General features: G+C 63.6%; 20 protein-coding genes. 7 read left to right on the top strand and 13 right to left on the bottom strand.

Going from position 1 to position 24,922, the window contains the following annotated elements; translation table 11 throughout:
* The first annotated feature begins 88 nt into the window (after window positions 1–88).
* The 3 genes from TM49_RS15170 (at window position 89) to TM49_RS15160 (ending at window position 3,265) form a co-directional block, all read left to right on the top strand.
* Window positions 89–1,564, top strand: coding sequence for a YcjX family GTP-binding protein (locus TM49_RS15170; RefSeq protein ID WP_045682500.1), 1,476 nt, complete (start codon window positions 89–91; stop codon window positions 1,562–1,564).
* Window positions 1,561–2,628: a YcjF family protein gene (locus TM49_RS15165; protein ID WP_045682498.1), complete on the top strand. Its 1,068-nt coding sequence runs from the start codon at window positions 1,561–1,563 to the stop codon at window positions 2,626–2,628. The genes TM49_RS15170 and TM49_RS15165 overlap by 4 nt, the downstream gene beginning before the upstream one ends.
* Before the next feature lie 85 nt (window positions 2,629–2,713).
* On the top strand, window positions 2,714–3,265 hold the full coding sequence (locus TM49_RS15160) for a hypothetical protein (RefSeq protein WP_144409576.1): 552 nt from the start codon (window positions 2,714–2,716) through the stop codon (window positions 3,263–3,265).
* Here TM49_RS15160 and folK read toward each other — a convergent pair whose 3' ends face one another.
* From folK to TM49_RS15140, 4 genes are all read right to left on the bottom strand, one after another.
* On the bottom strand, window positions 3,266–3,790 hold the full coding sequence (gene folK / locus TM49_RS15155) for a 2-amino-4-hydroxy-6-hydroxymethyldihydropteridine diphosphokinase (RefSeq protein WP_082074762.1): 525 nt from the start codon (window positions 3,788–3,790) through the stop codon (window positions 3,266–3,268).
* Window positions 3,756–4,127, bottom strand: coding sequence for a dihydroneopterin aldolase (gene folB / locus TM49_RS15150; protein ID WP_045682494.1), 372 nt, complete (start codon window positions 4,125–4,127; stop codon window positions 3,756–3,758). Before folB ends, folK begins: the two co-directional genes overlap by 35 nt.
* 119 nt (window positions 4,128–4,246) lie before the next feature.
* Window positions 4,247–5,095, bottom strand: a complete 849-nt coding sequence (gene folP / locus TM49_RS15145) for a dihydropteroate synthase (RefSeq protein ID WP_045685308.1) — start codon at window positions 5,093–5,095, stop codon at window positions 4,247–4,249.
* Window positions 5,096–5,114: 19 nt separating this feature from the next.
* Window positions 5,115–5,435: a 2Fe-2S iron-sulfur cluster-binding protein gene (locus TM49_RS15140; protein ID WP_045682492.1), complete on the bottom strand. Its 321-nt coding sequence runs from the start codon at window positions 5,433–5,435 to the stop codon at window positions 5,115–5,117.
* A gap of 495 nt (window positions 5,436–5,930) precedes the next feature.
* On the opposite strand from TM49_RS15140, the gene TM49_RS15135 reads away from it, so the two are divergent.
* On the top strand, window positions 5,931–12,356 hold the full coding sequence (locus tag TM49_RS15135; protein ID WP_045682490.1) for an apolipoprotein A-IV repeat region-like domain-containing protein: 6,426 nt from the start codon (window positions 5,931–5,933) through the stop codon (window positions 12,354–12,356).
* Window positions 12,357–12,490: 134 nt separating this feature from the next.
* Here the strand turns inward: TM49_RS15135 and TM49_RS15130 are convergent, their stop codons facing one another.
* The 8 genes from TM49_RS15130 to TM49_RS15095 form a co-directional block, all read right to left on the bottom strand.
* A complete protein-coding gene (locus TM49_RS15130; RefSeq protein WP_045685307.1) occupies window positions 12,491–13,099 on the bottom strand; it encodes an ABC-type transport auxiliary lipoprotein family protein in 609 nt (202 codons plus the stop codon).
* A 277-nt stretch (window positions 13,100–13,376) separates the two neighbouring features.
* Window positions 13,377–14,747 (bottom strand): MlaD family protein, encoded by a 1,371-nt coding sequence (locus TM49_RS15125; RefSeq protein ID WP_045682488.1) that lies wholly within the window; start codon window positions 14,745–14,747, stop codon window positions 13,377–13,379.
* Between the two features lie 9 nt (window positions 14,748–14,756).
* Complete coding sequence (locus TM49_RS15120) at window positions 14,757–15,581, bottom strand: ABC transporter ATP-binding protein (protein WP_045685305.1); 825 nt, start codon at window positions 15,579–15,581, stop codon at window positions 14,757–14,759.
* A gap of 25 nt (window positions 15,582–15,606) precedes the next feature.
* On the bottom strand, window positions 15,607–16,893 hold the full coding sequence (locus TM49_RS15115) for an MlaE family lipid ABC transporter permease subunit (RefSeq protein ID WP_082074759.1): 1,287 nt from the start codon (window positions 16,891–16,893) through the stop codon (window positions 15,607–15,609).
* A 104-nt stretch (window positions 16,894–16,997) separates the two neighbouring features.
* The gene (locus TM49_RS15110; protein WP_045682486.1) at window positions 16,998–17,825 is read right to left on the bottom strand and encodes a UDP-2,3-diacylglucosamine diphosphatase; all 828 of its coding nucleotides are present in this window, start codon (window positions 17,823–17,825) and stop codon (window positions 16,998–17,000) included.
* A gap of 132 nt (window positions 17,826–17,957) precedes the next feature.
* On the bottom strand, window positions 17,958–18,554 hold the full coding sequence (locus TM49_RS15105) for a LysE family translocator (protein ID WP_045682484.1): 597 nt from the start codon (window positions 18,552–18,554) through the stop codon (window positions 17,958–17,960).
* Between the two features lie 134 nt (window positions 18,555–18,688).
* Window positions 18,689–19,261 carry an acetolactate synthase small subunit gene (gene ilvN / locus TM49_RS15100; RefSeq protein WP_045682482.1) on the bottom strand — a complete coding sequence of 191 codons (573 nt, stop codon included), beginning with the start codon at window positions 19,259–19,261 and terminating at the stop codon, window positions 18,689–18,691.
* A 12-nt stretch (window positions 19,262–19,273) separates the two neighbouring features.
* Window positions 19,274–21,025 carry an acetolactate synthase 3 large subunit gene (locus TM49_RS15095; RefSeq protein ID WP_425283294.1) on the bottom strand — a complete coding sequence of 584 codons (1,752 nt, stop codon included), beginning with the start codon at window positions 21,023–21,025 and terminating at the stop codon, window positions 19,274–19,276.
* A gap of 390 nt (window positions 21,026–21,415) precedes the next feature.
* Between TM49_RS15095 and ampH the strand changes: the two genes are divergently transcribed.
* Entirely contained in the window at window positions 21,416–22,558 is a 1,143-nt protein-coding gene (gene ampH / locus TM49_RS15090) for a D-alanyl-D-alanine-carboxypeptidase/endopeptidase AmpH (RefSeq protein WP_045682478.1), read from the top strand.
* A gap of 19 nt (window positions 22,559–22,577) precedes the next feature.
* On the opposite strand, the gene miaA is transcribed toward ampH, so the two are convergent.
* Window positions 22,578–23,477: a tRNA (adenosine(37)-N6)-dimethylallyltransferase MiaA gene (gene miaA / locus TM49_RS15085; protein WP_045682476.1), complete on the bottom strand. Its 900-nt coding sequence runs from the start codon at window positions 23,475–23,477 to the stop codon at window positions 22,578–22,580.
* Between miaA and serB the strand changes: the two genes are divergently transcribed.
* Together serB and TM49_RS15075 are read left to right on the top strand one after the other, a co-directional pair.
* The gene (gene serB, locus TM49_RS15080; protein ID WP_045682474.1) at window positions 23,476–24,378 is read left to right on the top strand and encodes a phosphoserine phosphatase SerB; all 903 of its coding nucleotides are present in this window, start codon (window positions 23,476–23,478) and stop codon (window positions 24,376–24,378) included. The two genes, miaA and serB, sit on opposite strands and share 2 nt — an antisense overlap.
* A complete protein-coding gene (locus TM49_RS15075) occupies window positions 24,375–24,920 on the top strand; it encodes a GNAT family N-acetyltransferase (protein WP_045682472.1) in 546 nt (181 codons plus the stop codon). The genes serB and TM49_RS15075 overlap by 4 nt, the downstream gene beginning before the upstream one ends.
* Window positions 24,921–24,922 lie beyond the last annotated feature (2 nt).

Genomic DNA, 24,922 nt, shown 5'->3' with positions numbered 1-24,922 from the left:
TTTCATACCCGGCCTGCCTTGCCTATATTGCATCAACAAGGTGCCGCTTCCCGAGCCGCACCCTTGAAAATGCGCGAGGAAGCCAGACTTGACGCCCATCCATACGTCGCTCGGCGACAATGCCAGACTGACGCTCGACAACATCACCGACCGTGCCGCCGATCTTGTGCAGCCGACCTTGCGCCTCGGCGTCACCGGGCTTTCGCGCGCCGGCAAGACCGTGTTCATCGCCTCGCTGGTTCACAACCTGCTGCATCGCGGGCGGCTGCCGATGTTCGAAGCGATGCGTTCGGGTCGACTTTCGACGGTCCGCCTCGAGGACCAGCCGGACGACCAGATCCCGCGCTTCGACTACGAAACCCATATCGACCGGCTCGTTGACGACCGTATCTGGCCCGATTCGACGCGCGCCATTTCGGAGCTTCGGCTGACGCTCGAATATGAAAGTGCCAGCCGCTGGAACCGCCTCTTTTCCCGTGGCAGGATTTCCATCGATATCGTTGATTATCCAGGAGAATGGCTACTCGACCTGCCGCTGCTCGGACAGGATTTCGCAAGCTTCTCGAAAGAGACAGAAGAGCAGGCAATGGCGGGAACGCGGGCGAAGCTTTCCAACGACTGGCTCACCTTTGCCAGATCGCTCGACTACGATGCGCCGGCGGACGAGAAAACCATGAAGGCGTTGCATGAGCGATTCGCTGCCTACCTGACCGCCTGCCGCGCCGACGAGCACTCGCTTTCGACGCTGCCGCCGGGACGTTTCCTGATGCCGGGCGACCTCGAGGGCTCGCCCGCCCTCACCTTCGCGCCTTTGCCTGGCCTTGGGTCCGACAAGCCGAAGCGCGGCTCTCTCGCCGCCCAGATGGAACGACGCTACGAGGCCTACAAATCGGTCGTCGTCAGGCCTTTCTTCCGCAACCACTTCGCCCGGCTCGACCGGCAGATCGTGCTGGTCGACACGCTGCAGGCGCTGAGCAGAGGTCCCGAGGCGGTCGCCGACCTCGAGCGGGCGCTGACCGAGGTGCTCGCCTGCTTCCGACCCGGCCGCAATTCCTTCCTCTCGTCGCTGGTGCGCCGGCGGATCGACAAGGTGCTGATCGCCGCCACCAAGGCCGATCACCTGCACCATGAAAGCCATGACCGGCTGGAGAAGCTCACCCGCCGCCTGGTCGATAACGCCGCAAAGACTATCGGTGCCTCGGGCGCCGGTATCGAAGTGATGGCGATCGCCTCGGTCCGGGCGACGCGAGAGGCCACCGTCGAAAGCGGCGAAGCCACCCTGCCCGTCATCGTCGGGACACCAATATCCGGTGAGAAGATCGGCTCCGAAATATTTGACGGTAAACGAAAAACCGCAATTTTTCCCGGCGACCTTCCCGCCAATCCCGAAGCGTTTTTCCGGCTGCTGCGCAAGGGCGGTGCGGCGCCGAAGGAACTCGCCGACGTCAACGCCGTGCGCTTCCGCCCGCCCGAGATCAACATCGATGCCGAGGACGGCATTTCGCTGCCGCATATCCGGCTCGACCGCGCCCTGCAATTCCTTCTGGGAGACCGGCTGGCATGAGCACCAACGATCCCCGACGCCCCGCCGCTTTCGATGTCGGCGATGACCGGCCGCATCGCAACGAGGAGGCGCCGCGGCAGCCGCGGCACTTCGACGATCCAAGCATTCATGTCACACCGGATGACGAAGATCCCTTTCTCAGAGGTGACACCGAGATAGCCGCCGACGAGCTCGATCCGCCGGTTGCGGTGATGAAGAAGCGCGGCTTTTCCTTCACCAAACTCGCCATGGCCGCGTTCAGCATCGTGCTCACGCTCGCGCTCGGGCTCTGGATCGACGACCTGGTGCGCAGCCTGTTCGCCCGTGCCCCCTGGCTCGGCTGGCTCGCCCTCGGCGCCGTCGGCGTCGGTGTCTTCGCCGGACTTGTGGTTGCCGCGCGCGAGACGATCGCGATCCTGCGGCTGGGCGCGATCCAGCATATCAAGGTGAAAATCGCCGAAGCCCAAGCCGGCAACGACGCCAGGCAAGCGCGCAAGGCGGCGGCAGAGCTTTCCGCCTTCCTCGCCGGCAAGGCCGAGACCGCGCGCGGCCGCAAGCGGCTTGCCGAGCTGGACGACGAAGTGGTCGACGCACCGGAACTGATTGGCTTTTGCGAGCGCGAGATGATGGGGCCTCTTGACCTCAAGGCCAGGGCACTCATTCTCAACGCCTCGAAGCGGGTCTCGGTGGTCACCGCCATCAGCCCGCGGGCCGCCGTCGACCTTATCTATGTGTTCTATGAATCGATCCGGCTGGTGCGCAACATGGCAGAGCTTTATGGCGGCCGGCCGGGTTCGCTCGGCCTGTTCCGGCTTGTGCGCGACGTGCTCGCCCACCTCGCGGTCACCGGCTCCATCGCTGTCGGCGACAGTCTTGTGCAGCAGGTGCTCGGTCACGGGCTTGCTTCGAAACTCTCGGCCCGCTTCGGAGAAGGCCTCATCAATGGCCTGATGACCGCGCGGATCGGGATTGCCGCGATGGATCTCTGCCGGCCGATGCCGTTCAACGCGCTGAAGCGGCCGAGCATGGCCGATTTCATCTCCGACCTCGGTCCCGGCACGAAGCGAGATCTGTCGAAACCCTGAACGGCGGGGCGGATCTCGCCGCCGAAACCGAACATTAACCATTCCGCCCCATCCTGCGGCTTCCACAACCATGGATGACCGCACGATGCCTCGCTCCGATGCCCGCCTCATCAGCACCGCTGCTCTCTTCGCCGCGCTCATCTGCGCATCGGCGCAATCCGCCACGGCGAACGACCGTGCCGATCGCGATTTCTTCAACGACGTCGCCGGCAAGTGGTCTGGCCCAGGTGAAATCGTCGAGGGCAAGATGAAGGGCACCCGCTTCCGCTGCGAGCTCGACGGCCTGCCGCTCGAAGATGGCGGGACCGGCTTCCGGCTCGACGGTCGCTGCCGCACCGGCATGTTCTCCCACCCCGTCACCGCCGTCTTCATCCGCGAAGGCGATACCTATCGCGGCCAGTTCCTGGACGGCAGCGAAGGCGAAGGCCTCGATGTGACGGACGGTGTGATCGAGGATGGCAAGGCGGTGATTCAGCTGAAACGCGACAAGGTGACCGGCGCGCTAGTCGCCAACCTGCTGGATGCGGAGAATTTCAACATCACGCTCCTGATCAAGGGCGGCACCCGCTTCGTGCCCGTCATTGGCCTTTCGCTGAAACGTGAAACCGACGCGCTCGCTGTCGGCGCCATCAAATAGCTATCGCCACCAGTGCCCGTCATCGGTGAGCAGCTCGATCCCCGTGACATCCGTCGCAGAGAGCCAGTCCCGGATCGTGCGGCCCAGCACACGCAGTTCGGGCGCGATCTCGGCGAGTGGCACCAGCACGAAACCCCGCTCGGTCATGCGCGGATGCGGCACGGTGATGAGCGGTGTATCGATCACCTCAGCTCCATAGGTCAGAATGTCGATATCGATCACGCGTGGCCCCCAGCGGACGTCGCGGACACGCTTCAGCCTCTTCTCGATGTCAAGGCATAGCTGCATCAGCGCGTCGGGGGCGAGCGTCGTGGCAACCAGCGCACAGCAATTGATGAAAGGCGGCTGTTCCACCGGCCCCCAGGGCGGCGTCCGGTAAAGACGAGACACCGTGCTGACACGAACATCCGCAACGGCGTCGAGCGACACGAGCGCGGCCGCCATCGTGCTCTTTGGATCGCCCAAATTGGCACCGAGGCTGAGAGTAGCCTCAACCCGCGTCATAGCTGACACGCGCCTCGGCATAGTCGAGCAGGCCGTGCACCGGGGCGGACGGCTTGCGCACGACGATCTCGACCGAGCGGATCGGCGCATACCGGTCGCAGACAGCAACAGCGATCGCGTGGGCAAGCGCCTCGATCAGCCGGAAGCGACGCTTCGTCACCACTTCGGAAATGACCTTGTAGACCTCGCCGTAATCGACGGCGGCGGAGAAGTCATCGTTCAGGACGGCATTTTCATCGATGATATTCAGCGTCGCATCGACATAGAAGCGCTGGCCGAGCGTCTCTTCCTCCGGCATCACGCCATGGGTGGAAAAGAAGGCGCAATTCTTGAGCACGATGGTGTAGCGGCCGTTCATCGCTGGTCTCCCTGGACGCGAAGGTTAAGAAAGCGGGTGCGGCTTCCGAGCCGGCCAGTTCTAGGCCGCCATTGGCCCATGCGCAACCTGATGGATGCGAAGCCTTCCGAATAACGGCCTCAGTCGGCCTCACGCGCGATCATCGCGTCAGCGAAAGCAAGTGCCGCCCGGTTGGCGCTGACATTATGCACGCGGAACACCGCGCCGCCGGCCATCCGGGTGATCACGGTGGTCGCCGCCGTTCCGAAGTCGCGGGAGAGATTATCGCCGCCGCTCAGCGTCGCGACAAAGCGTTTGCGCGATGTGCCGATGAGGAGCGGAAGACCAAGGCGGTGCAGCACATCGAGATGTGCCATGATGTCGAGATTTTCCGCGCCGTCCTTGCCGAAGCCGAAACCGGGATCGATCAGCAGCTGGTCGTCGGAAATGCCAGCCGCTCGCGCAGCGGCAAGCGCCGGCTCCAAGAAGGCGAGCTGATCTTCCAGCGGATCGGCCCGCTTGTCGGCGCGCCTGCTGGTGTGCATCAGGCAATAGGCGGCTCCCATCCTGGCCGCCACCCGCAGTATATCCGGCTCGGCCGTGCCTCCCGCAATGTCGTTGATGAGATGCGCACCGGCCGAGATCGCCATCTCCGCCGTCTCGGCCCGATAGGTATCAACGGAGATCAGCGCATCGGTCTTCCGCGCTATCGCCGATATCACCGGAAGGATGCGGGCCTGTTCTTCTGCGGCGGAGACCGCGTCCGCGCCGGGCCGGGTCGATTCGCCGCCGATGTCGAGGATCGAAGCACCGTCTGCCACCGCCGCGAGCGCGAAGGCAACGGCCTCGTCGACGCTCACGAACTGGCCGCCATCGGAAAAGGAATCCGGCGTGACGTTGACGATCGCCATCAGGACGCCGGTCGGGCCGAGCGTCAGCGTGCGTCCGTGCGCAAGTCGCAATCGGCGGGGGGCGAAAACTGACGGCATCAGACGGTCCACCGCGGCGTCAACCCTGACGTTCGGGAATGCGCACGGTCAGCCCGTCAAGCTCGTCACGCATTTCGATCTGACAGGAAAGCCGCGAATTCGCGCGGACATCGATGGCGAAGTCGAGCATGTCTTCTTCCATCGGCTCGGGCTCGCCAACTTTCGCCATCCAGTCTGGATCGACATAGACATGACAGGTGGCGCAGGCGCAGGCGCCACCGCACTCGGCTTCGATGCCGGGTACGCTGTTGCGCACGGCATTTTCCATCACGCTGGAGCCGGGGCTGACCTCGAGGTCATAGACCGTCTCGTCATTGCCGATGAACTTGAGTTTGAGCATGTCGGGAAGCCTTGCATTCGTCTGCCGAAGCCCGGTGTTTCGTTCATTCCAGCGCCTCAGTCAATATCGGCGGGATCACCATCGATTTACCTGCCCCCTGCCCCGCCGGCGGTCGATTTGCAAAGCGGGTGAAAAGGCGCATTATGGTTAATATTCGCTAAACGCCGGAATTTGATTGCTTTTTGCAGGCCATTTTGGCCGCGTCGTCCACCATTGGCGGGGGACAGAAGCAGGCGGCGCGGCCGAGCGTGTTGTATGGCAAAAGCGAATATGCGATGAAAAATGTGGGTAATCCTTTGAAAAAGAAGACATTTGCCTGCCTCTCGACACGATTGTGAGCGAGAAAAGGCCGATACGGCAAGGCATTTGGGGTCTATTTCAGGGGCTTTGGCGGGAATCGCGGGGACACTTCGCGGTTTGAACCATTGAGAGAGTATCAGGTCCGCCTTCGCGACAGGAATGTGGCGAAGCGGGCCGTGTGGCACGAGGCGTACCATGGCGAAACAAGTAAGCGGTTCTTCGCTCGACGAGCAGGCAATCAACGCACTCGAAGATGCGCTGGCGCCCGATGTCGACGGCGACGCTGGTGAGAAGACGGCGACGGAAACCCGTGCGGAACGCCCGGCAGACACCCCTGCCCGTCCGCCGCGCCCGGAAAACGACCGCGCCACCGCGGCCCGCCCGAAATCGCCGGAATTCCGGCCCGCCAACGATCCTGGCCGGTTTTCCAACCAGCGCGTGCTGCGCGCCTTCGAACGCCGCTCCACCATGGAAGCGCTGCGCAACTCAACGATCATGTCCGCCGGCTGGCTCGGCCTCGGCATTGCCGGCACCCTGGTCGTTCTCGGCTCGAAGATCTTCAATGCAAGCTCCTTCGCCGAAATCCTTGGGATCGAGGGCATCGGGGTCGCGGCCACGCTGACGCTTGCGCCCGTCTTTGTCATCTATGCCTTCAACATGATGCTCGCCCGCGCCCGCGACATGCAGGAAGCCGCGCGCTCGATGGCCGAGGTCGCGCTGCGTCTGTCGGAACCGGACGAGCATGCCGCTCAGCAGGTCCGCAGCGTCAGCCAGGCTGTGCGCAGCGAAGTCTATGCCATGAACGAAGGCATCGAGCGGACCATCGCCCGCGCCTCCGAACTGGAAAACCTCGTCCATTCCGAGGTGAATGCGCTGGAACGCAGCTACGCCGAAAACGAGCTGCGCATCCGCAACCTGGTGCAGGAGCTTTCCGCCGAGCGCGAGGCCGTGGTCAATCACGCCGCGCGCATCCGCACATCGATCCTCGGCACCAACGACCAGCTCAAGAGCGAAATCGGTACGGTGATGGACGATCTGACCCGCAAGGTCACGACCGCCGGCGCCGGCGTTGCCGAGATGATCGAGACCCGGGCCGCCATCATCGACGAGAATGCCAGCCGCGCCGCCTCGAACATCGGCGAGCTCCTGGAGAAGCGTACCACCACGCTGCGCGGGGAATTCGACCGCAGCTACGGCGAACTGACCGAGCTTTTCGACAAGCGCTTCAACGACCTCTCCAGCCGTTTCGAAGAACGCGGTCGCACCCTGATCGAGGATTTCCACGGCTCCGCCTCGCGCCTTAACGACGACACCGAACGCCTGACGGCCGCTCTCGCCGAAACGGGTGAGAACCTTTCGGAAACCGTTGGCCGCCGCTCCGAAGCGCTGCTCGAGGCCGCCTCTTCGAGCGAAAAGACCATGTCGGAGGCGCTCGACCGCGTCACCACCGGCCTGTCGGCGACCATCGGTGAAACCGAAGCGCGCTTCACCAGCCGCCTCAGCGAGACCAACGAGGCGATGGCCCGCCAGTTCGAGGAGCGCAGTGCCGCCGTCGATCAGCGTATCGAAACCACCGTTTCCCGCCTTGGCGCCAGCCTCGACAGCACGCTCGATGGCTTTGCGAGCCGATTCGAGGAAAGCGGCAACACTATCGAATCGCGCCTCGACGGCAGTCTTGGCCGCATGCAGCAGGCGCTGGGCGAAGGCGAAGCCAGCATTGATGCGATGCTGTCGGAAGCCAGCGACCGCTTCAACGAACGCATGGGCGACCATACGCTGACGCTGGCGGCGACGCTTTCGGCCAGCACCGAGATGCTCGACCAGACGATCACCAGCCACACCGATACCCTCGGTGCGACGCTTGGTGCTGAGAAGAGCGCGCTTTCGGGCATTCTTGGCGATGCCGAGACCAGGCTTGATGAGCGGCTGCAGCGCTTTGGCGCCCAGATCACCAGCGGCGAAGCAACGATCAGTTCCGCTCTCGACGATGCAGGCTCGCGGCTGAACGAGCGTATGAACGACCAGGCCATCATGCTGGCGACGACGCTTTCGACGAGCGAAGAAACCATCGGCCAGACGCTCGAGGCCGGCACGGTGCGCCTTGAGGAATCGTTGCGTGCGGGCCATGAGCGTCTCGGTGGCTCGCTCTCCGGCGCAGCCGACCGCATCGATGCCCAGCTTTCCGATTTCACCGACAGGGTCGGAAACGGCGAGAGCGGCATTACCGCCACCATCAGCGGCGCAGCCGACCGCCTGCAAGACAGCATGAACGAACACGCGATCATGCTTGCCGCAACCCTCTCCGCCAGCGAGGAAACCTTCGGCGCGACGCTGAAGTCCGAGACCGAGCGGCTCGATGAAACGCTGAAGAGCGGTCATGAGCGCCTCACGGGTTCGCTCTCCGGTGCATCCGATCGGCTTGAAGCCCAGCTCGAGCGTTTCAACGAGCGCGTCGGCACGGGCGAGAGCGGTATCACTGCCGCCATCACCGGCGTCACCGAGCGCATCGACGAGCGCCTCACCGAACAGGCGATCCTGCTGACGGCTTCGCTCTCGACTGCGGAAGAAACCCTCGGTCAGACCCTGCAATCCCATACGGAGCGGCTGGAAGGCGCGCTTTCGACCGGTCATGAACGCCTCGCCGGTTCGTTCGACAACGCTTCCGAGCGCATCGACGCCCAGCTTGCGCGCTTCAACGCCCAGATCGGCGACGGCGAGAATGGCATCAACACCGTGCTGTCCGGCGCCGCCGACCGGCTCAACGAGCGCCTGAACGAGCAGGCAATCCTGCTCACCGCGACGCTTTCGACCGCCGAGGAAACCCTCGGCCAGACCATCGAGGCACAGACGTCGCGTCTCGAAGGTACCTTCACGGCCGGCAATGAGCGCCTCACCGGCTCGCTTTCGAACGCCTCCGAACGGCTCGACGCCCAGCTCGCGCGCTTCAATGCCCAGATCGGCGATGGCGAGAACGGCATCAACACCGTTCTTTCCGGCGCAGCAGACCGTCTGGGCGAGCGTCTGAACGAGCAGGCGATCCTGCTCACCGCGACGCTTTCGACAGCCGAGGAAACCCTCGGCCAGACCATCGAGGCACAGACGTCGCGTCTCGAAGGTACCTTCACGGCCGGCAATGAGCGCCTCACCGGCTCGCTTTCGAACGCCTCCGAACGGCTCGACGCCCAGCTCGCGCGCTTCAATGCCCAGATCGGCGATGGCGAGAACGGAATCAACACCGTTCTTTCCGGGGCAGCAGACCGCCTCGGCGAACGCCTGAACGAGCAGGCAATCCTTCTCACCGCGACGCTTTCGACCGCCGAGGAAACCCTTGGCCAGACTATCGAGGCACAGACGTCGCGGCTGGAGGGCGCCGTCAACAATGGTCAGAGCCGGCTCGCCAGCGCCTACGATCAGGCCGCCGAGCGGCTCGAGGGCGCCATCGACAACCGTACATCCACGCTCGACGACAAGTTTGCCGACTTTGACGGCCGCATCACCGCGACCTTCACCAGCCGCGAGGCGAGCCTGCGCGATATCTACGCCGACGGTCACCGTCGTCTGGAAGAAAGCTTCGGCGCGGGCGCCGTTCAGCTCGGTGACGCCATCGAGAGTGGCCGTTCGACGCTTTCCGAAACCCTCTCCGAGGCTGGCACCAACATTGCCACCACGCTTGCCGCCTCCTCCAGCCTGCTCGAAATGTCGCTGGAGACGCGCGAGGATTCGCTGCGCCACACGATCGAGAAGTCGAGTGTCCGCCTGGATGAAAGCCTGCGCGATTCCGCCGGCGCGATTGCCGACAAGGTCACCCGCGCTGCCGGGCTGATCAACCAGTCCGCCGATGCGATGACCGGCCGGGTGGAAACCTCCTTCGGCGCCCTCAACGAAAGCCTGGGCCGCCATGCCGGCGAGATCGAGAGCGGCACCAACCGCCTCGCCAATCTTGCCAACGAAACCGGCGAGCGTCTCGACGGCACGCTTTCTCGCTACGCCGCCGAGATCGAACAGTCCGGCAGTGCCTTGCAGGGCCGGCTTTCGGCCTCGCTTGCCGAGCAGCGCAGCGCTTTCGAGCGCGCCGGCAACGACACCGCGGATCGCATGCGCGTCGCCGGCGAAGAGGCCGAGCGTCGCATCTCGGAGGTCCTGCACGACAATGCCACACGCTTCGAAGCCACCGCTGAGAACGTTGCCGGCCGACTGCACGAGACCCTGTTGACGCACGAGAACTCCTTCGCACTTTCCGGCGAGCAGCTCGACGAGCGGCTTTCCGGCATGCTCGACGCCAAGGCGCAACGCATCGATGACGCCAGTGCCGCAGCCGCAGATCGCCTGGCCCAGTCGCTCGACAGCCGCCGCGATGCGATCGCCGGCGCCCTCGATGATGGCAGCGCGCGTATCGAGGAGCGCTTCGGCAAGTTCGAGCGCGCCATCGATGCCGGCCTCGAAAACGTCAACGGCACGATGGACCGCCAGGCCGGCAACCTCGCCGGTCGTCTGCGCGAGACCATTTCCGAGGCCGCCGCCGCGATGAACCGCGACGCCGAGGACATGCGCCAGAAGCTCGAGGTGACCGGTGAGACCTTCACCCGCCAGGTCGAAGCCTCATACGCCAATGTCCGTGCCGGCCTGGAAACCAGCAGCTCGGAAATCTTCGAACGCGCCCGTGCCCTGCAGGGTGAACTCACCAGCCAGGCCGAGGCTGCCGGCCAGAGCGCCAGCGAAAACAGCGCCCGTATCTCCGAAATCATCACGGCGACCAGCGCTCGCATCGACAACCAGATCGCTGCCATCCGCGACACGATGAGCGAGGCGGAAACCCTGCTCGCCGAGCGCGGCGCAAGCATCAATGTCGGCCTTTCCGGTGCGGCGGATGCGCTGTCGGAAAGCCTGGCCGAGAACGAGCGGATGATGACCGAGCGCGCACAGTCGCTGCGCGACAGCCTCAGCGGCCAGTTCGCCGCGCTTGAGGAAACGCTTGGCGCCGTCGACCGCGCCATCGCAGCCCGCAGCCAGGCCGTCAACGCTGCGCTTGACGAACGCGCTCGCGGCATGAATTCGATGCTCTCCGGCCACACTGCCGAACTCAACGCGCTGATCGATGAAAAGGCGCGTCCGCTGATCGAGCGCTATGGGGAAACCGGCCGCGAGGCTGCCGCCGAAATCGCCGCTGCGACCGAACGCAGCAGCGAGCAGCTCCGCAGCGACAGCCAGAACCTCACCAACCACGTGCAGGCGCTGGGCCATCGCCTCGGCGAAAGCCATCAGCAACTTGCAGGCGTCGTCGACGAGGCCGCCTCGCACCTGTCGACGCTTGACGAAAATCTCTCCGCCACCGCGCGGTCCGTGCGCGACACGGCCCAGCGCTCGGCTGAGGCGATGTCCGAGACCAGCGCGCTTCTCGACGGCAAGGTTGAGCGGCTCGATGCCTCCAGCCAGAACGCGCTCAGCTTCGTGCGCGGTCTCGTCTCCGAAATCGAGAGCCATGCTGGTATCCTCGATCGCGCCTCGAACCTCATCGATCAGGCCCAGTCCGGCCTCGCGGGCACGCTCGACGAGCGCCAGCAGGCCCTGGGCGAGCTCTCCACCGGTCTCGCCGAACGCTCGAAGGAGATCGAGAGCGGCCTGAAGGCGGTTGCCGCGACGATCACGGCAACGATCGACAAGACGAACCGCGAGGCCGAGGACATGTCCGCCCGCCTGAGCGAGACGATGCGCAGTTCCGTGGAAGACGCCGCATCACGCTTTGCCGGCGCAACCCGCGAGATCGAACGTGTCGCCACCGAGATCCGCGCCGAGTTCGACAACACCCGCGATGCCGTCAAGCGCGGCATTCACGAAATGCCCGAGGAAGCACGCGAAAGCGCTGCCGCCATGCGCCGCGCCGTTGAAGATCAGGTGCGCGCTCTGCAGGACATTTCCTCGATCATAGGCGCCACGCGCGCTCAGGTCGCGCCACCGGCCGAAAAGCCGGCGCCGGCCGCGGCAGAACGGCCGCGCAGCGAGGCCATCCGCCCGTTCTCGGCTCCGCCGGCAGGATCCCTCGCCGCTGCCATGCCCAAGGTTGACGACGACATTCCGAGCCTTCGCGGCACGGCCGGCTCGGCCACTGCCCGCGAAACGCGCCAGGCCGTGACCCGTGCCCAGCCGGCAGCTGCCCAGGGCGGCGAAGGCTGGATCAGCGACCTGCTGCGCGCTGCGGCCCGCGAGGAAGCCGGCCAATCGGCCCGCGGCGCGGCAAGCCGCCCGGCCCAGCCGACAGCGCCCGATCGCAAGCCGAAGCAGGTGGTCGAATCGCTGAACTCGCTCTCGGTCGACATCGCCCGTGCCATCGATCACGACGCTTCGGTCGAGCTGTGGCGCCGTTACCAGCAGGGCGAACGCGACATCTTCACCCGTCGGCTCTACACCCTGAAGGGCCAGCGGACCTTCGACGACATCAAGTCGAAGTATGAAAGCGACCGCGAATTCCGCACGGCGGTCGACCGCTACATCGCCGACTTCGAAAAGCTGCTTTCAGACGTGATGAAAAACGGTCGCGACCGCGCCGGCGTGCAGGCCTACCTGACGTCGGATACCGGCAAGGTCTACACCATGCTCGCCCACGCATCCGGGCGGCTTAAGTAAAGTCGTTGTCAGAGGCGTCCCCGTCGGGACGCCTCGGCGCGACATCTGATCTCAAGAAAATCTGGAATACCCGGAACCGGCCGAACATAGGCGGGCGGCTGCAGGAAACCCGCAGCCGTGTAAACGGCGTTCGCTTAAAGGATGCCGGCGATCCAGGTGACGATCTCGCTTTGGGTCCTGGCAAAGGCCTCGTCCAGCGCCGCAACCAGCGTGCCGTTGGAGCCTGACGCGTTCACGGGAACGCTTGCGGAGAACAGCCGCTGGGCGCGCACGACGCCGTTGCGGTCATCAAGCAGCTTCACCGACAGCACCACATTGGCAGCGCCCGGGCCTACGGCGTCGATCGCGAATTCGCGGATTTCGACAACGACCTGGTAGTCAATGGCCAGACCCTGCCCCGGAATGCCGACACCGCCGAAATGGCCGGTGTTCTCAAGCCCCGCGACAAGGCGGGACTGGATGACGGCTGGAAGCTGATCGCTCCACTGGGCGCCGCCGAGATAGCGCAACTCGGAGCCGCCGAGACGCACGACGATGTTGCGGTTGCTGAGCGCTTCGATGGCGCTCGGCGTTGGCACCAGAAGCTGGGTGCGGACCGCCGGCCGTGCGGCCTCTGCCGTCAGCGCCGTCGTCTGCATCGTCAGGTCGAATGTATCGCGCGGTGCACGGGCGCAGCCGGTAACGGCGGCAAGCGCAAAGCCGAGACCCAGCACCGGCAGCACCAGTCCCTTCGCCCTATCCATCGCCGCACTCATCATGACCAATACCCTTCCCGGCATACCGAACTCAAAAACCGACAGGCTTCATCAACCAAGCCGGAGGCAACGCGACAGCACCATGATGATCCCGACCGCCAAGGCGGTGCGTGATGCCAGGGCAAGGCCTGGCCTACGCTATACATAGGACAGCAGTCCCTTCCGGACAGTCGCGTTTTAGCCACTCAATAGAAAAAACGTCAAAATCTCAACCCCTTTGGCGAAATCGCCGGCTGGCCCGCCAGGAACCGGCCAGCGTTCGCCATCAGTAGCGGTTGCGGCCGTCGTAGGTCTTCACGCCCTCCGGCCCGAAGAGCAGCTGCTGCGGATCCTGGCTGAGCGATTCGATGGTGCGGTTGAGCGTATCGACGGTTCGCCGCGTATCGGAAACCAGGCCACGGACGTCGCGCAGGCCCGAGCCCGAGAATTCCTCGAGATTAGCCGTGATCGGTCCGATCCGCGCCTGCAGCGTCTCAGCCGCATCCTTGACAGCCGCCAGCGTATCGCGGGCCTGATCAGAAAGCGAATTGACGTTGTCGGAGCCAAGCAGCTTGTCGACCTTCACCAGGATGGTGTTCACGCGGGTCGAGGCGTCGTTGAGCTTGGTTGCGATCTCGCTGACATTGTCGATTGCGGTGTCGATGTTCTCGGTGCGCGCGTTGACGCTGTCGGCCACTTCCTTGATCGACTGCACCGCCGCGCGCGCATCCGCCATCGTCGCCGAGAAATCATCGACCGAGGAGCCCACCTTGGCGGCATCGACAGAGCTGATGATGGTGTCGACCTTGTCGAGCGCATCCTGCGCCTTCTTGGCGAAGCCGGCATAGGTCTCGACCGCGCTGTTCAGGTTTGCGGCGATCTCGTCGAAATTGCCGGATGCATTGGCGACGTTGTCGGTAATCCGGTTGGCATTGGCAACGATGTTCTTGATGTCTTCGGGATTGATCGCTGCGACCACGCCGTCGATCGTCGAGATCGTCTGGTCAAGTTTCTGGGTCAGCGATACGACCGTATCGGACAGGTCTCCGACGGAGGCCAGGAACTTGCCGATTCCATCGGAATTGTCGGCGAGCGCCTTCGTAAACGTATCGATGTTCGAAATGGTGTCGGTGAGCGGCGACCGGACGTCCGAGACGATGTTCTGGACATCGGTCACCGTGCTGTCGATGCGCTGCATGATCTGGTCGGCGGTTGCGAGCAGGTTCGACAGGCTGGACTTGTCGGCCGTCAGCTCGGCCGGCTTGTCGTCTTCCAGCGCTTGCTGCAGGATATTCGGGCCATCCTGACCGTTGGCCGAAAGCTCGATATAGCCAGTGCCCGTCAGTCCCTGCAGCTCAAGCTTCGCCTTGGTGGTGTCATGCACCGGCGTATCCGCCTTCACCTCGGTGCGGGCGATGGTATAGCGCGGATCGGCGGGATCGATCTCCAGCTTGCGGATCGAGCCGACCTGGATGCCGTTGAACCGCACCGCCGAACCGACGCTCAGCCCGTTGGCGGAGCCCGGTATGCGCACCACGAGCTCGGCGATCGGCCCCTGGCGGCCATATTCGCCCATCCAGTAGATGAAGCCGGCGGCCGCGGCGAGCACGAGCAAGATAAAGAAGCCGACGATTGAATAATTTGCCTTGGTTTCCATGTCTGCCCGCTATTGTTTCTGGCCGTCGCCGGCCTCGTTGAACACGGCGCGGGACCGCTTGCCCCGGAAGTAGCTTTTGACCCAGGGGTCATCAAAGCTGAGCATCTTGTCGAGTGTGCCTTCGACCAGCACCTTCTTGCGGCCGAGCACCGCGATGCGGTCGCAGACGGCGCTGAGGCTGTCGAGGTCATGCGTGACCATATAGACCGTCAGGCCGAGTGTGTCACGCAGCCGCGCGATCAGTTCGTCGAACTCGGCAGCACCGATCGGATCGAGGCCGGAGGTCGGTTCGTCGAGAAACACCAGATCCGGATCGAGCGCCAGCGCCCGCGCCAGCGCGGCGCGCTTGATCATGCCGCCGGAAAGCTCCGAAGGGAAACGGTCCGCCGCTTCGGGCCTGAGCCCCACCAGCTCGATCTTCAGCCGCGCCAGATCGTCCATCAGCGGCTTCGGCAGATCGAGATATTCACGCATCGGAACCTGCACGTTCTCGAGCACGGTCAGGCCCGAAAACAGGGCGCCCTGCTGGAACAGAACGCCGATGCGCATGTCGACCGCCAGCCGCTCCTCATAGGTCAGTTGGTCGAAATCCTTGCCGAGAATGGTGATCTTGCCGGCCTGGCGCTGCGTCAGGCGCAGCACGGTGCGCATCAGCACCGACTTGCCTGTTCCCGACCCGCCGACAAAACCGAGGACCTCGCCGCGATAGACATCGAGATCGAGGTCTTCAAGCACGGTTGGTCCGCCGAAACCGACGGTCAGCCCGCGGACCGTCAGCACGCTCTCGCGTTCACCGGTCTTGGCCTCAGCACCGTTCTCCTGGCTTTCGTCGATTGTCTGGTCGTTCAAACCGTTCCCCTCAGAAATCGATGGCAGCATAGAACATTGCGAAAATGCCGTCGACGACGATCACGACGAAGATAGACTTCACCACCGAGGCCGTGACCTTCTGGCCGAGCGATTCCGCGCTGCCACCGACCTTCATGCCTTCAAGCGAAGCGACGATGGCGATGATCAGCGCCATGAATGGCGCCTTGGCCATGCCGGAAACGAGCGTCGAGAAATCGACCGCCTCGTGCAGACGCTGGAGGAAGGTCTCCAGCGTAATGCCCGAATAGACGTCGACGACGAGCGCCGCACCGGTGAGCGCTGCGAAATTGGCGATGATGGTCAGCAGCGGCAGGGCGATCAGGAGCGCGACCATACGCGGGAAGACCAGCACGGCGACGGGATCGAAGCCCATGACCCGGAGCGCATCGATTTCCTCGCGCATCCGCATAGCGCCGATCTCGGCGGTAATTGCGCTGCCGGAACGGCCGGCCACCATGATCGCCGTCAGCAGCACGCCGATTTCACGCAGCTGGAGAATGCCGACGAGGTCGACGACGAAGAGCTCCGCCCCGAAATAGGAGAGCTGGAAGGCGCCCTGCTGGGCGATGATGCCGCCGACGAGGAAAGACATCAGCGCGATGATGGGTACCGCGCGAACGCCCATATGATCGAGTTGGGAGGTGATGGCCGCCATGTTGACGCCGCCCTTGCCCGTCACCAGATCGAACAAGCCCACGAAGACCGAACCGAAAAAGCCGACGCCGGCATAGATGTCCTTGCCCGCGGCAACGGCCGAACGGCCGACCGCCGACAGGACCCGCTCGATTATGCCGACATGCTTCTGCTCCGCCCGTTCGGGCTCCGGCAGGGCCTCGGGTATCGATTCGAGCAGTTCGTCGATGCGCGGATTGGTGCCGACGAGTTCCGGCTCCTTCTGGGTGGTGCGGCGGCAGCTCTCCTGAAGCTGGCGCAGCAGCCAGGTGCCGGCGGTATCCATGATCGTGACCTCGGAGAGGTCGATCACGATATCGCCGTCGGGAAGATCGAGCGTGCGGGCGGTTTCCGAAAGCGCGGCCGCGTTGAACACGGTCCATGCGCCGGCAAGGCGCAGGGTCGTTGCCGCCCCGCCTTTTCCGGGTTCGCTTGTCAGCGAGGCTTTGGGTTCGTCCGCGTTCTGCAAAAGCCAGCTTTCCGTTGTCCAGGCCTTCAGGCGCTGGCCCGGCGGGCGGGATGCAGCCCGGCCGCAGAGACCTGCAAGAAGCACCGCGAAGCCATCCGACTGGCAAAGGCGCTGCAGCACTTCGAAATTGCGCATCCGCGCCCGAACATCGATTCCGATTTTCGGGCCGATGCGCTAGGCTTTCCATGCAACGGGCATAATTGCAAGTCTTTTGAAGAGGTTCGAAAGTGCTCCTGCCCTCAGGCCGCGCGTTTTCCGCTGCGTGGCGCAGCAAGGAAGGGCGGCAGGGCTTCGTCGTCAGTCGGCTCCGCCGCAGGCGCCGCTTCCTCGATCTTCTGCCAGGTGATCAGTTCGAACGTGCCGTCGAAATGCTCGGCAATCGCCGTGCAGCTCTCCACCCAGTCGCCGGTATTGATGTAGCGGATGCCGTCCAGCTCCTCCATCACGGCGTGATGGATATGACCGCAGATCACGCCGTCCACTTCATTGCGACGGGCCTCCTCAACGACGACGCGCTGGAACTCGCCGATGAAATTGACAGCGTGCTTGACCTGCAGTTTGGCCCAGGCCGAGAACGACCAGTATGGCAGGCCGAGCTTGCGGCGAACGAAGGCCAGAACCTGGTTGATGGCGATCGCAGCGTCATAGGCCCAGTCGCCGAGATAAGCGACGATACGGGCATGGCGGACGACGACATCGAACTCGTCGCCGTGAATGATGAGATACTTCTTTCCGTCGCCGGCCTCGAAGATCATCTGGCGGGCGACTTCGACACCGCCGAAATGGGTGCCCGGAAACTCGCGCAGGAACTCGTCATGATTGCCGGGGATGTAGACAATGCGGGTCCCCTTGCGGGCCTTGCGCAGCATCTTCTGGATGACATCGTTGAAGGCCTGCGGCCAGTGCCAGGAGCGCTTCAGCCGCCAGCCATCGATGATATCGCCGACGAGGATGATCGTATCGGCTTCATGGTGACGCATGAAATCGAGCAGGAAATCGGCCTTGGCAGCCTTCGAGCCGAGATGAACGTCGGAAATGAACAGCGTTCTGAATTTTCTGGGTTCCATTGCCTTAAACCCGCCCCCGCGCGGTCCCTGTGCACCTATGGATGATCCCTTAAAAACAGAGTCGTATTGCATCTTCATGACAGCACGGCACAGCGGGCGCCGCTCACGGCCCGCAATCGCCATGTCAGCGTCTCAGCGCAGCATCGGCCAGAGGCTTGCCACCAGCACGACCGCCATCGCGATGTTGAACCATTTGAGGCGGTTGCCGTGGGAGAGCCAGTCCCTGAGGCCGGAGCCGAAACCGCCCCACACCGAAATGCTGGGAATGGTGACGAGGCCGAATATGCCGGCAACAAGCGCCACGGAGAAAACGTAGTTGCCGGGATCGGTATAGACCGACATCGCCGTCAGCGACATGATCCACGCCTTGGGGTTCACCCACTGGAAGGCGACCGCCTGAAGGAAGGAGAGCGGCCGGCCGCTCGCCTCGCCCGTCGAGGCGAACTTGCGGGTGGTGCCGATCTTCCAGGCGATCCAGAGGAGATAAAGCGCACCGGCGACCTTTGCGACCAGAAGCAGCGCCGGAAAGGCGGTGATGACGGCGCCAAGCCCGCCACCGACCGCCGCCATCAGCAGGACAAAGCCCGCAACCACCCCCGCCATATGGGGCAGAGTACGCAAAAAGCCGAAATTCACCGTGGAGGCGAACACCATCATGTTGTTCGGCCCCGGCGTAATCGAGGCCGCGACCGCGAAGCCGATGAGCGCAAGCAGAGTCTCGTGGGTCATGCGAAAGGCTCCGGTTTGACGATGGGATGCAAATTCGGGCAAGAGCGTCTCTCGAGGCGATAGACGAACACGAGAACCTCTCCGCAATCAATCTCCCCCCTCAAGGGGGAGATCGATGTCGACGATAGCCCTTCTTACATCCCCTGCGGGCCGCGGTTCATCGAGGCCGGGCCCGTGCGGCAGATCTCGACGAGGCCGAGCGGGCGCATGATGGCGATGAACTGGTCGACCTTGGAAACCTTGCCGGTCAGCTCGAACAGGAAGTGCTCGACCGTGGCATCCACTACCTTGGCCTCAAAGGCATCGGCCAGCCGCAGCGCTTCCTGGCGCTGATCGCCATTGCCGACGACCTTGACCAGCGCCACCTCGCGCTCGACCGGCGCGGCCTGGCCGAGCTCGCGGGCACGCACCGAAAGATCGACGACCTTGTGTACAGGGACCTGCCGGTCGAGCTGGGCCTTGATCTGCTCCAGCACATCCGGCGTGCCCTTGGTGACGATGGTGATGCGCGACAGATGCGCCTCGTGCTCGGTTTCCGAAACGGTGAGGCTCTCGATGTTGTAGCCCCGGCCTGAGAACAGGCCGATGACGCGGGCGAGAACGCCCGGTTCGTTGGCGACCACGACGGAAAGCGTGTGGCGCTCCGGCGGAATGTGGGCGTCGGAAATGAAATAGGCGGAGCCGGTCGGCTGAAGTTTGGCGTTCATAGTTTTCTCTCCTCAGACGAGCTGGCGGCCAGCGGCATCGATGGCGGTGGCGACGGCCTCGTCATTGGCCTCGTCCGGCAGAAGCATTTCGTTGTGCGCCTTGCCCGACGGGATCATCGGGAAGCAGTTGGCGAGATTGGCAACCCGGCAATCGAAGATCACCGGCTTGGGACTGTCGATCATCCGCTGGATCGCATCGTCCAGTTCGGCCGGATCGTCGCAATAAATGCCCTCTGCGCCGTAAGCCTCGGCGAGCTTGACGAAATCGGGCATCGCCTCGGTATAGGAGTGCGACAGCCGGTTGCCGTGCAGAAGCTGCTGCCACTGGCGAACCATGCCCATGTACTGATTGTTCATGATGAAGATCTTGATCGGCGCATTGTGCTGGATCGCCGCCGACATCTCCTGAATGCACATCTGGATCGAGGCATCGCCGGCAACATCAATGACAAGGGAGCCGGGATGGGCGATCTGAACGCCGAGGGCTGCCGGCAGGCCGTAACCCATCGTGCCAAGGCCGCCGGAGGTCATCCACCGGTTCGGCTCCTCGAAATCGATGAACTGTGCTGCCCACATCTGGTGCTGGCCGACTTCGGTGGTGATGTAGAAATCACGGCCCTTGACCGCTGCATTCAGCCGCTCCAGCGCGTACTGGGGCATGATCACGTCCTTTGACGGCGTGTAGGCGAAACAGTCGCGGCCGCGCCAGCGCTCGACATTATCCCACCATGCGGCCAGCGACGGACGCTCACCCTTGAGCGCACGGTAGCGGCGGACCATCTCCTCCAGAACCAGACCGACGTCGCCCAGGATCGGCACGTCAACGTGGATGGTCTTGTTGAGCGACGACGGATCGATATCGATGTGGATTTTCTTCGAGTTCGGCGAGAAGGCGTCGACGCGGCCGGTAATGCGGTCATCGAAGCGGGCGCCGACACAGACCATGACGTCGCAGTCATGCATCGCCATATTGGCCTGATACGAGCCGTGCATGCCCAGCATGCCGAGCCAGTTCTTACCGGAGGCCGGATAGCAGCCGAGGCCCATCAGGGTCGAAGTGATCGGGAAATTGGTGATCTCGACCAGTTCACGCAACAGGCGCGTCGCCTCGGGGCCGGAATTGACGACGCCACCACCGGAATAGATGACAGGACGGCGGGCATTGGCCATCAGTTCGACGGCTGCCGCGATGGCGTCGCTGTTGCCCTCCGTGGTCGGCCGATAGCTCTCGCGGATCGGATGTCCGGCGAGCGGCGAATAATGGCCGCGGGCAAACTGGATGTCCTTCGGAACATCAACGACGACCGGACCAGGACGGCCGCTCTGCGCAATCCGAAATGCTTCATGAATGACATTGGCAAGTTCGTTTACGTCTTTGACCAACCAGTTATATTTTGTACACGGACGCGTGATGCCGACGGTGTCGCATTCCTGGAAGGCGTCAGAGCCGATCAGTGTCGTCGGGACCTGGCCGGAGATGCAGACCAGCGGAATGGAATCCATCAGCGCATCCTGCAGCGGCGTGACGGCGTTGGTGGCGCCGGGGCCGGAGGTGACGAGCATGACGCCGACCTTGCCGGTGGCGCGGGCATAGCCTTCGGCAGCATGCCCGGCGCCCTGCTCATGACGCACGAGGATGTGCTGGATATCGTCCTGCTGGAAGATTTCGTCATAGATCGGCAGCACGGCGCCGCCCGGGTAGCCGAAGATATGCTCGACCCCGTTTTCCTTCAGCGCCTGCAAAACGATCTCAGCGCCTGTCATCATGTTTTCCGTCGCGGTCATCTCATTTTTTCCGTCTGATGGTCCGTGTTTCGTGCGGGCATAAAAAAAGGCCCCTTCGAGGAGCCTGTTCGTCGCGCATGGGTGGCTACTGCCGGATGGTTACACCATCCTGCCCATGCGCGATCCCACCACAATAAGAAGTTCTGTCTTGATCATGCTCGTCTGATAGCCGCTAACGCCGCCAGCGTCAACAAAGTTGTGCAAGAAAAATAGCCAGAAGCGGTGCTGGGTGAAATAAAATTATGCAGATCTTCGTAAGTCTCGACCGAAGCGGGTGGCAAGTTCGGCATTTTGCAGGCACATTGCGTGCGGCCATGAATTTTGAGGGTGCTTTGGCCGATGATGAATTTGCATATCAGGGGGTTTCATATGCTGAAAGTTTTCGCCACCGCGCTTGCGGCGGTTTCCACCACGGCTCTGCTGATTGCGGCACCAGCGCGTGCCGACATGCTGATGGACGAACTGGTCGAATTCCCGGCGACGATCTTCTTTCTGAGCGCCGGCGTGCCCGGCGCCGTGGTCGCCGTGGTCAAGGGCGATGAGACCGCCGTGTACGGTTTCGGCGAAACCAAGAAGGGAAGCGGCATCGAACCAACCGGCGATTCCACCATCCGGATCGGCTCGATCACCAAGGCCTTTACCGGTCAGGTACTGGCTCACGCGGTGGCTGAGGGCGAGGTGGCCTTCACCACGCCTGCGGCCGATCACGTTTCCGGCGAGCTCGGCGAGGCTCTGAAAGGTGTGCCGCCGCTGCTGCTCATCGATCTCGTCACGCATTCGGGAGGCTTTCCGCGCGAGGTCCCGCGTGATCCTTCTGACGACCCAGCCGATCCCTTTGCGACGATTACCTATGACGCCTTCGCCGGCTGGATCGCGGAAAACGGGCTTCTGTTCGAACCGGGCAGCGCGGTGCTTTATTCCAACTTCGGTTTCGACATTCTGTCAGCCGCGCTGTCAGGCGCCGCCGGCAAGCCCTTCGACACACTGGTCGAGGAAACGATCACCGGGCCGCTTGGCATGGAAGATACCGGCTACGCACGCTCCGAGCGCTATCCGGAGCTTGCCATGTACGGCCACGGCTTTGATGGCGAGCCCCTGCCCCATATCGTGACCGGCGATGTGATCACCGGCTCCGGCGGCCTGACGACGACGGCGAACGACATGGTCAAATGGATGCGGTGGCATCTCGAAAAGGACGGCCCCGACGCCGAGGCCCGACTGCTCGACCATGCCGTCTACCGCTCCCGCGGCGACTTTGACATGGTCTCGGGCATGGACGAATCCGGACGCATGAGCGGCATGGGGCTCGCATGGGTGGCCATGAACGCGACAGAGGGCAGTCCCTTCATCCTGCAGAAGGCCGGCGGCATGCAAGGCGAACTGTCCTATGTCGCGCTTGCGCCCGCGCACGGCGTCGGCGTTTTCGTCAGCATCAACGCCTACAACTTCAGCGCTGCCGCAGCCATGGCCGAGTTCGCGAACGAACTTAACGCCGAACTTTCCGGTTACTAGAGTTCGGAAGGAGCCCGGATCAGTCTCTTCCGGGCTCAACCCGCCGCCAGTCCGGCCCCATCTGGTTGCGGAACCAGGTCATCTGCCGCTTGGCATATTGCCGGGTTGCCGCCGAGGCCCGTTCGATCACCGTTGCCCGATCGATCTCGTCGCGCAGCATTGCCGCAATCTCGCCGACGCCGATCGCCCGCATCACCGGGGCGGATAGCGGCAGCTTCAGCGCCAGAAGAGCCTCCACCTCTTCAATCGCTCCCGCGTCCAGCATGGCTTCGAAACGGCGATTGACACGATCGTGGAGTATGGGGCGTTCGGGCAAGACGACGATCTTTTCGGCGCGCTCGGCCTTCAGCAACGGCGGCGGCGTCTCGGCCTGGAAGTCGGCAATCGACCGTCCGCTTGCTTCAAAAACCTCAAGCGCACGAACGATACGCTGGCCATCGCCTGGTTCAAGCCGCGCGGCCATTACGGGGTCCCGCTCGGCCAGAAGCGCATAAAGCGGTGCGGCGCCCTCTTCCTCCAGCGCTGCACGATATTTTGCCCGCACCGCGTCGGGTATATCCGGCATTTCGGCAAGCCCTTCGGTCAGAGCCCTGAAATAGAGTCCAGTCCCGCCGACGAAGACCGGCATGCGGCCTTCCAGCGTCTCCAGCAGCCCTGCGACGTCGCGCAGCCAGGTGCCCGTCGAATAATCTCTCCCCGCCGGAACATGGCCATAGAGGTAATGCGGAACGCCATCCATCTCGTCCTCGGACGGCCGTGCGGTGAGCACACGCAGCGTGTCGTAAACCTGCATGCTGTCGGCATTCACCACGACACCGCCCGACGCTTTCGCAAGCTCGAGCGCCAGCGCGGACTTGCCGCTGGCCGTCGGCCCCGTTATCAGGATCGCACGTCTGTCTTCATTCAGGGAAATCGCCATGGCTCTGGTTGCCACGCTTATCGCCGATCCGTCAAACCCGATTTTGGATATCGCTCTTGCCGGAACGCTGGCCCGTGCCGCCGCCGCCTCCCGCACGGACGTTCTCGCCGAGGGTATTGCCGCCGACCTGCACTTTTCCGAAGACGCCGAACTGGAGAGGATCGAGGCGGCGCTGCTGACGGTTCTCGGCGAGGCGCCGGTCGATATCGTCATCCAGGAAGCCGGGACGCGTCGCAAGAAGGCGCTGCTGGCGGACATGGATTCCACCATGATCGGCCAGGAATGCATCGACGAGCTTGCCGCCGAAGTCGGGCTCAAGGACAAGGTCGCCGCCATCACCGCCCGCGCCATGAATGGTGAGATCGAGTTCGAGCCGGCGGTGCGCGAACGCGTCGGCCTGCTCAAGGGCCTGCCGATCGATATCGTTGACGAGATCATCGAAAAGCGGATAACGCTGACGCCGGGCGGCAAGGCACTGATCGCGACGATGAAGGCCAATGGCGGCTACACCGCGCTCGTTTCCGGCGGGTTCACCGTCTTCACCTCACGCATCGGAGCCATGATCGGCTTCGACGAAAACCGCGCCAATATCCTGCTCGAAGAGGGTGGCAAGCTGACGGGGCACGTCGCGGATCCGATCCTCGGCAAGGCCGCCAAGGTGGCGGCCTTGCACGATATCGCCACCAAGCGCGGCATCGGCGAACATGACATCATGGCCGTCGGTGACGGCGCCAACGACCTCGGCATGCTGCAACTCGCCGGCGCGGGCGTCGCGCTTCACGCCAAGCCGACGGTTGCCGCGCAGGCGAAGATCCGCATCAATCACGGCGACCTTACCGCCCTGCTCTATATCCAGGGCTATCGGCGCGAGGACTTCGTCATTCCACCGGAGGCCCCATGATCATCGCCGAAACCGAACGCCTCATCATCCGCAACTGGGAGGAGCGCGACCGCGCCCTGTTCCACGAGATCAACTCGGACGACCGGGTGATGGAATTCTTCGCCATGCGCCGCGACCGCGCCGAATCCGATGCGCTTCTCGACGTCGTCCGCGACCGGATCGCAGAAACCGGCTACGGCTTTCCCGCCGTCGAGCTGAAGGCGAGCGGCGAGGTTATCGGCTTTACCGGCCTCAACGACCACTACAGCGCCGACGTCAAACCGGAAGGGGTGCCCGAAATCGGCTGGCGTATGGCCACGCGCTACTGGGGCAAGGGCTATGCGAGCGAGGCAGCGAAGGCGATGGTCGACGTTGCGTTTAATGAGCGCGGCCACGATCAGGTCGTTGCCTTTGCTGTCGCCAACAACCATCGCTCGACGGCCGTGATGGAAAGGCTCGGAATGCGCCGCGATCCGGAGGGCGATTTCGACCACCCTTCGGTCCCCGATACGCATCCGCACCTGAAGCGGCATGTGCTCTACCGGCTCATGCGCGCCGACTAGCG

This window comes from Martelella endophytica (assembly GCF_000960975.1).
GTDB classification, from domain to species: Bacteria; Pseudomonadota; Alphaproteobacteria; order Rhizobiales; family Rhizobiaceae; genus Martelella; species Martelella endophytica.
Note: the sequence above shows the minus strand (reverse complement) of the source record. Positions and strands in the feature narration are given on the sequence as shown.

Coding starts and splice junctions, on each gene's coding strand:
- TM49_RS15165 (WP_045682498.1), top strand. CDS start 1,561: ATGAGCACCAACGATCCCCGACGCCCCGCCGCTTTCGATGTCGGCGAT.
- TM49_RS15160 (WP_144409576.1), top strand. CDS start 2,714: ATGCCTCGCTCCGATGCCCGCCTCATCAGCACCGCTGCTCTCTTCGCC.
- folK (WP_082074762.1), bottom strand. CDS start 3,790: ATGCCGAGGCGCGTGTCAGCTATGACGCGGGTTGAGGCTACTCTCAGC.
- folB (WP_045682494.1), bottom strand. CDS start 4,127: ATGAACGGCCGCTACACCATCGTGCTCAAGAATTGCGCCTTCTTTTCC.
- folP (WP_045685308.1), bottom strand. CDS start 5,095: ATGCCGTCAGTTTTCGCCCCCCGCCGATTGCGACTTGCGCACGGACGC.
- TM49_RS15140 (WP_045682492.1), bottom strand. CDS start 5,435: ATGCTCAAACTCAAGTTCATCGGCAATGACGAGACGGTCTATGACCTC.
- TM49_RS15135 (WP_045682490.1), top strand. CDS start 5,931: ATGGCGAAACAAGTAAGCGGTTCTTCGCTCGACGAGCAGGCAATCAAC.
- TM49_RS15130 (WP_045685307.1), bottom strand. CDS start 13,099: ATGGATAGGGCGAAGGGACTGGTGCTGCCGGTGCTGGGTCTCGGCTTT.
- TM49_RS15125 (WP_045682488.1), bottom strand. CDS start 14,747: ATGGAAACCAAGGCAAATTATTCAATCGTCGGCTTCTTTATCTTGCTC.
- TM49_RS15115 (WP_082074759.1), bottom strand. CDS start 16,893: ATGCGCAATTTCGAAGTGCTGCAGCGCCTTTGCCAGTCGGATGGCTTC.
- TM49_RS15110 (WP_045682486.1), bottom strand. CDS start 17,825: ATGGAACCCAGAAAATTCAGAACGCTGTTCATTTCCGACGTTCATCTC.
- TM49_RS15105 (WP_045682484.1), bottom strand. CDS start 18,554: ATGACCCACGAGACTCTGCTTGCGCTCATCGGCTTCGCGGTCGCGGCC.
- ilvN (WP_045682482.1), bottom strand. CDS start 19,261: ATGAACGCCAAACTTCAGCCGACCGGCTCCGCCTATTTCATTTCCGAC.
- TM49_RS15095 (WP_425283294.1), bottom strand. CDS start 21,025: ATGACAGGCGCTGAGATCGTTTTGCAGGCGCTGAAGGAAAACGGGGTC.
- ampH (WP_045682478.1), top strand. CDS start 21,416: ATGCTGAAAGTTTTCGCCACCGCGCTTGCGGCGGTTTCCACCACGGCT.
- serB (WP_045682474.1), top strand. CDS start 23,476: ATGGCTCTGGTTGCCACGCTTATCGCCGATCCGTCAAACCCGATTTTG.
- miaA (WP_045682476.1), bottom strand. CDS start 23,477: ATGGCGATTTCCCTGAATGAAGACAGACGTGCGATCCTGATAACGGGG.
- TM49_RS15075 (WP_045682472.1), top strand. CDS start 24,375: ATGATCATCGCCGAAACCGAACGCCTCATCATCCGCAACTGGGAGGAG.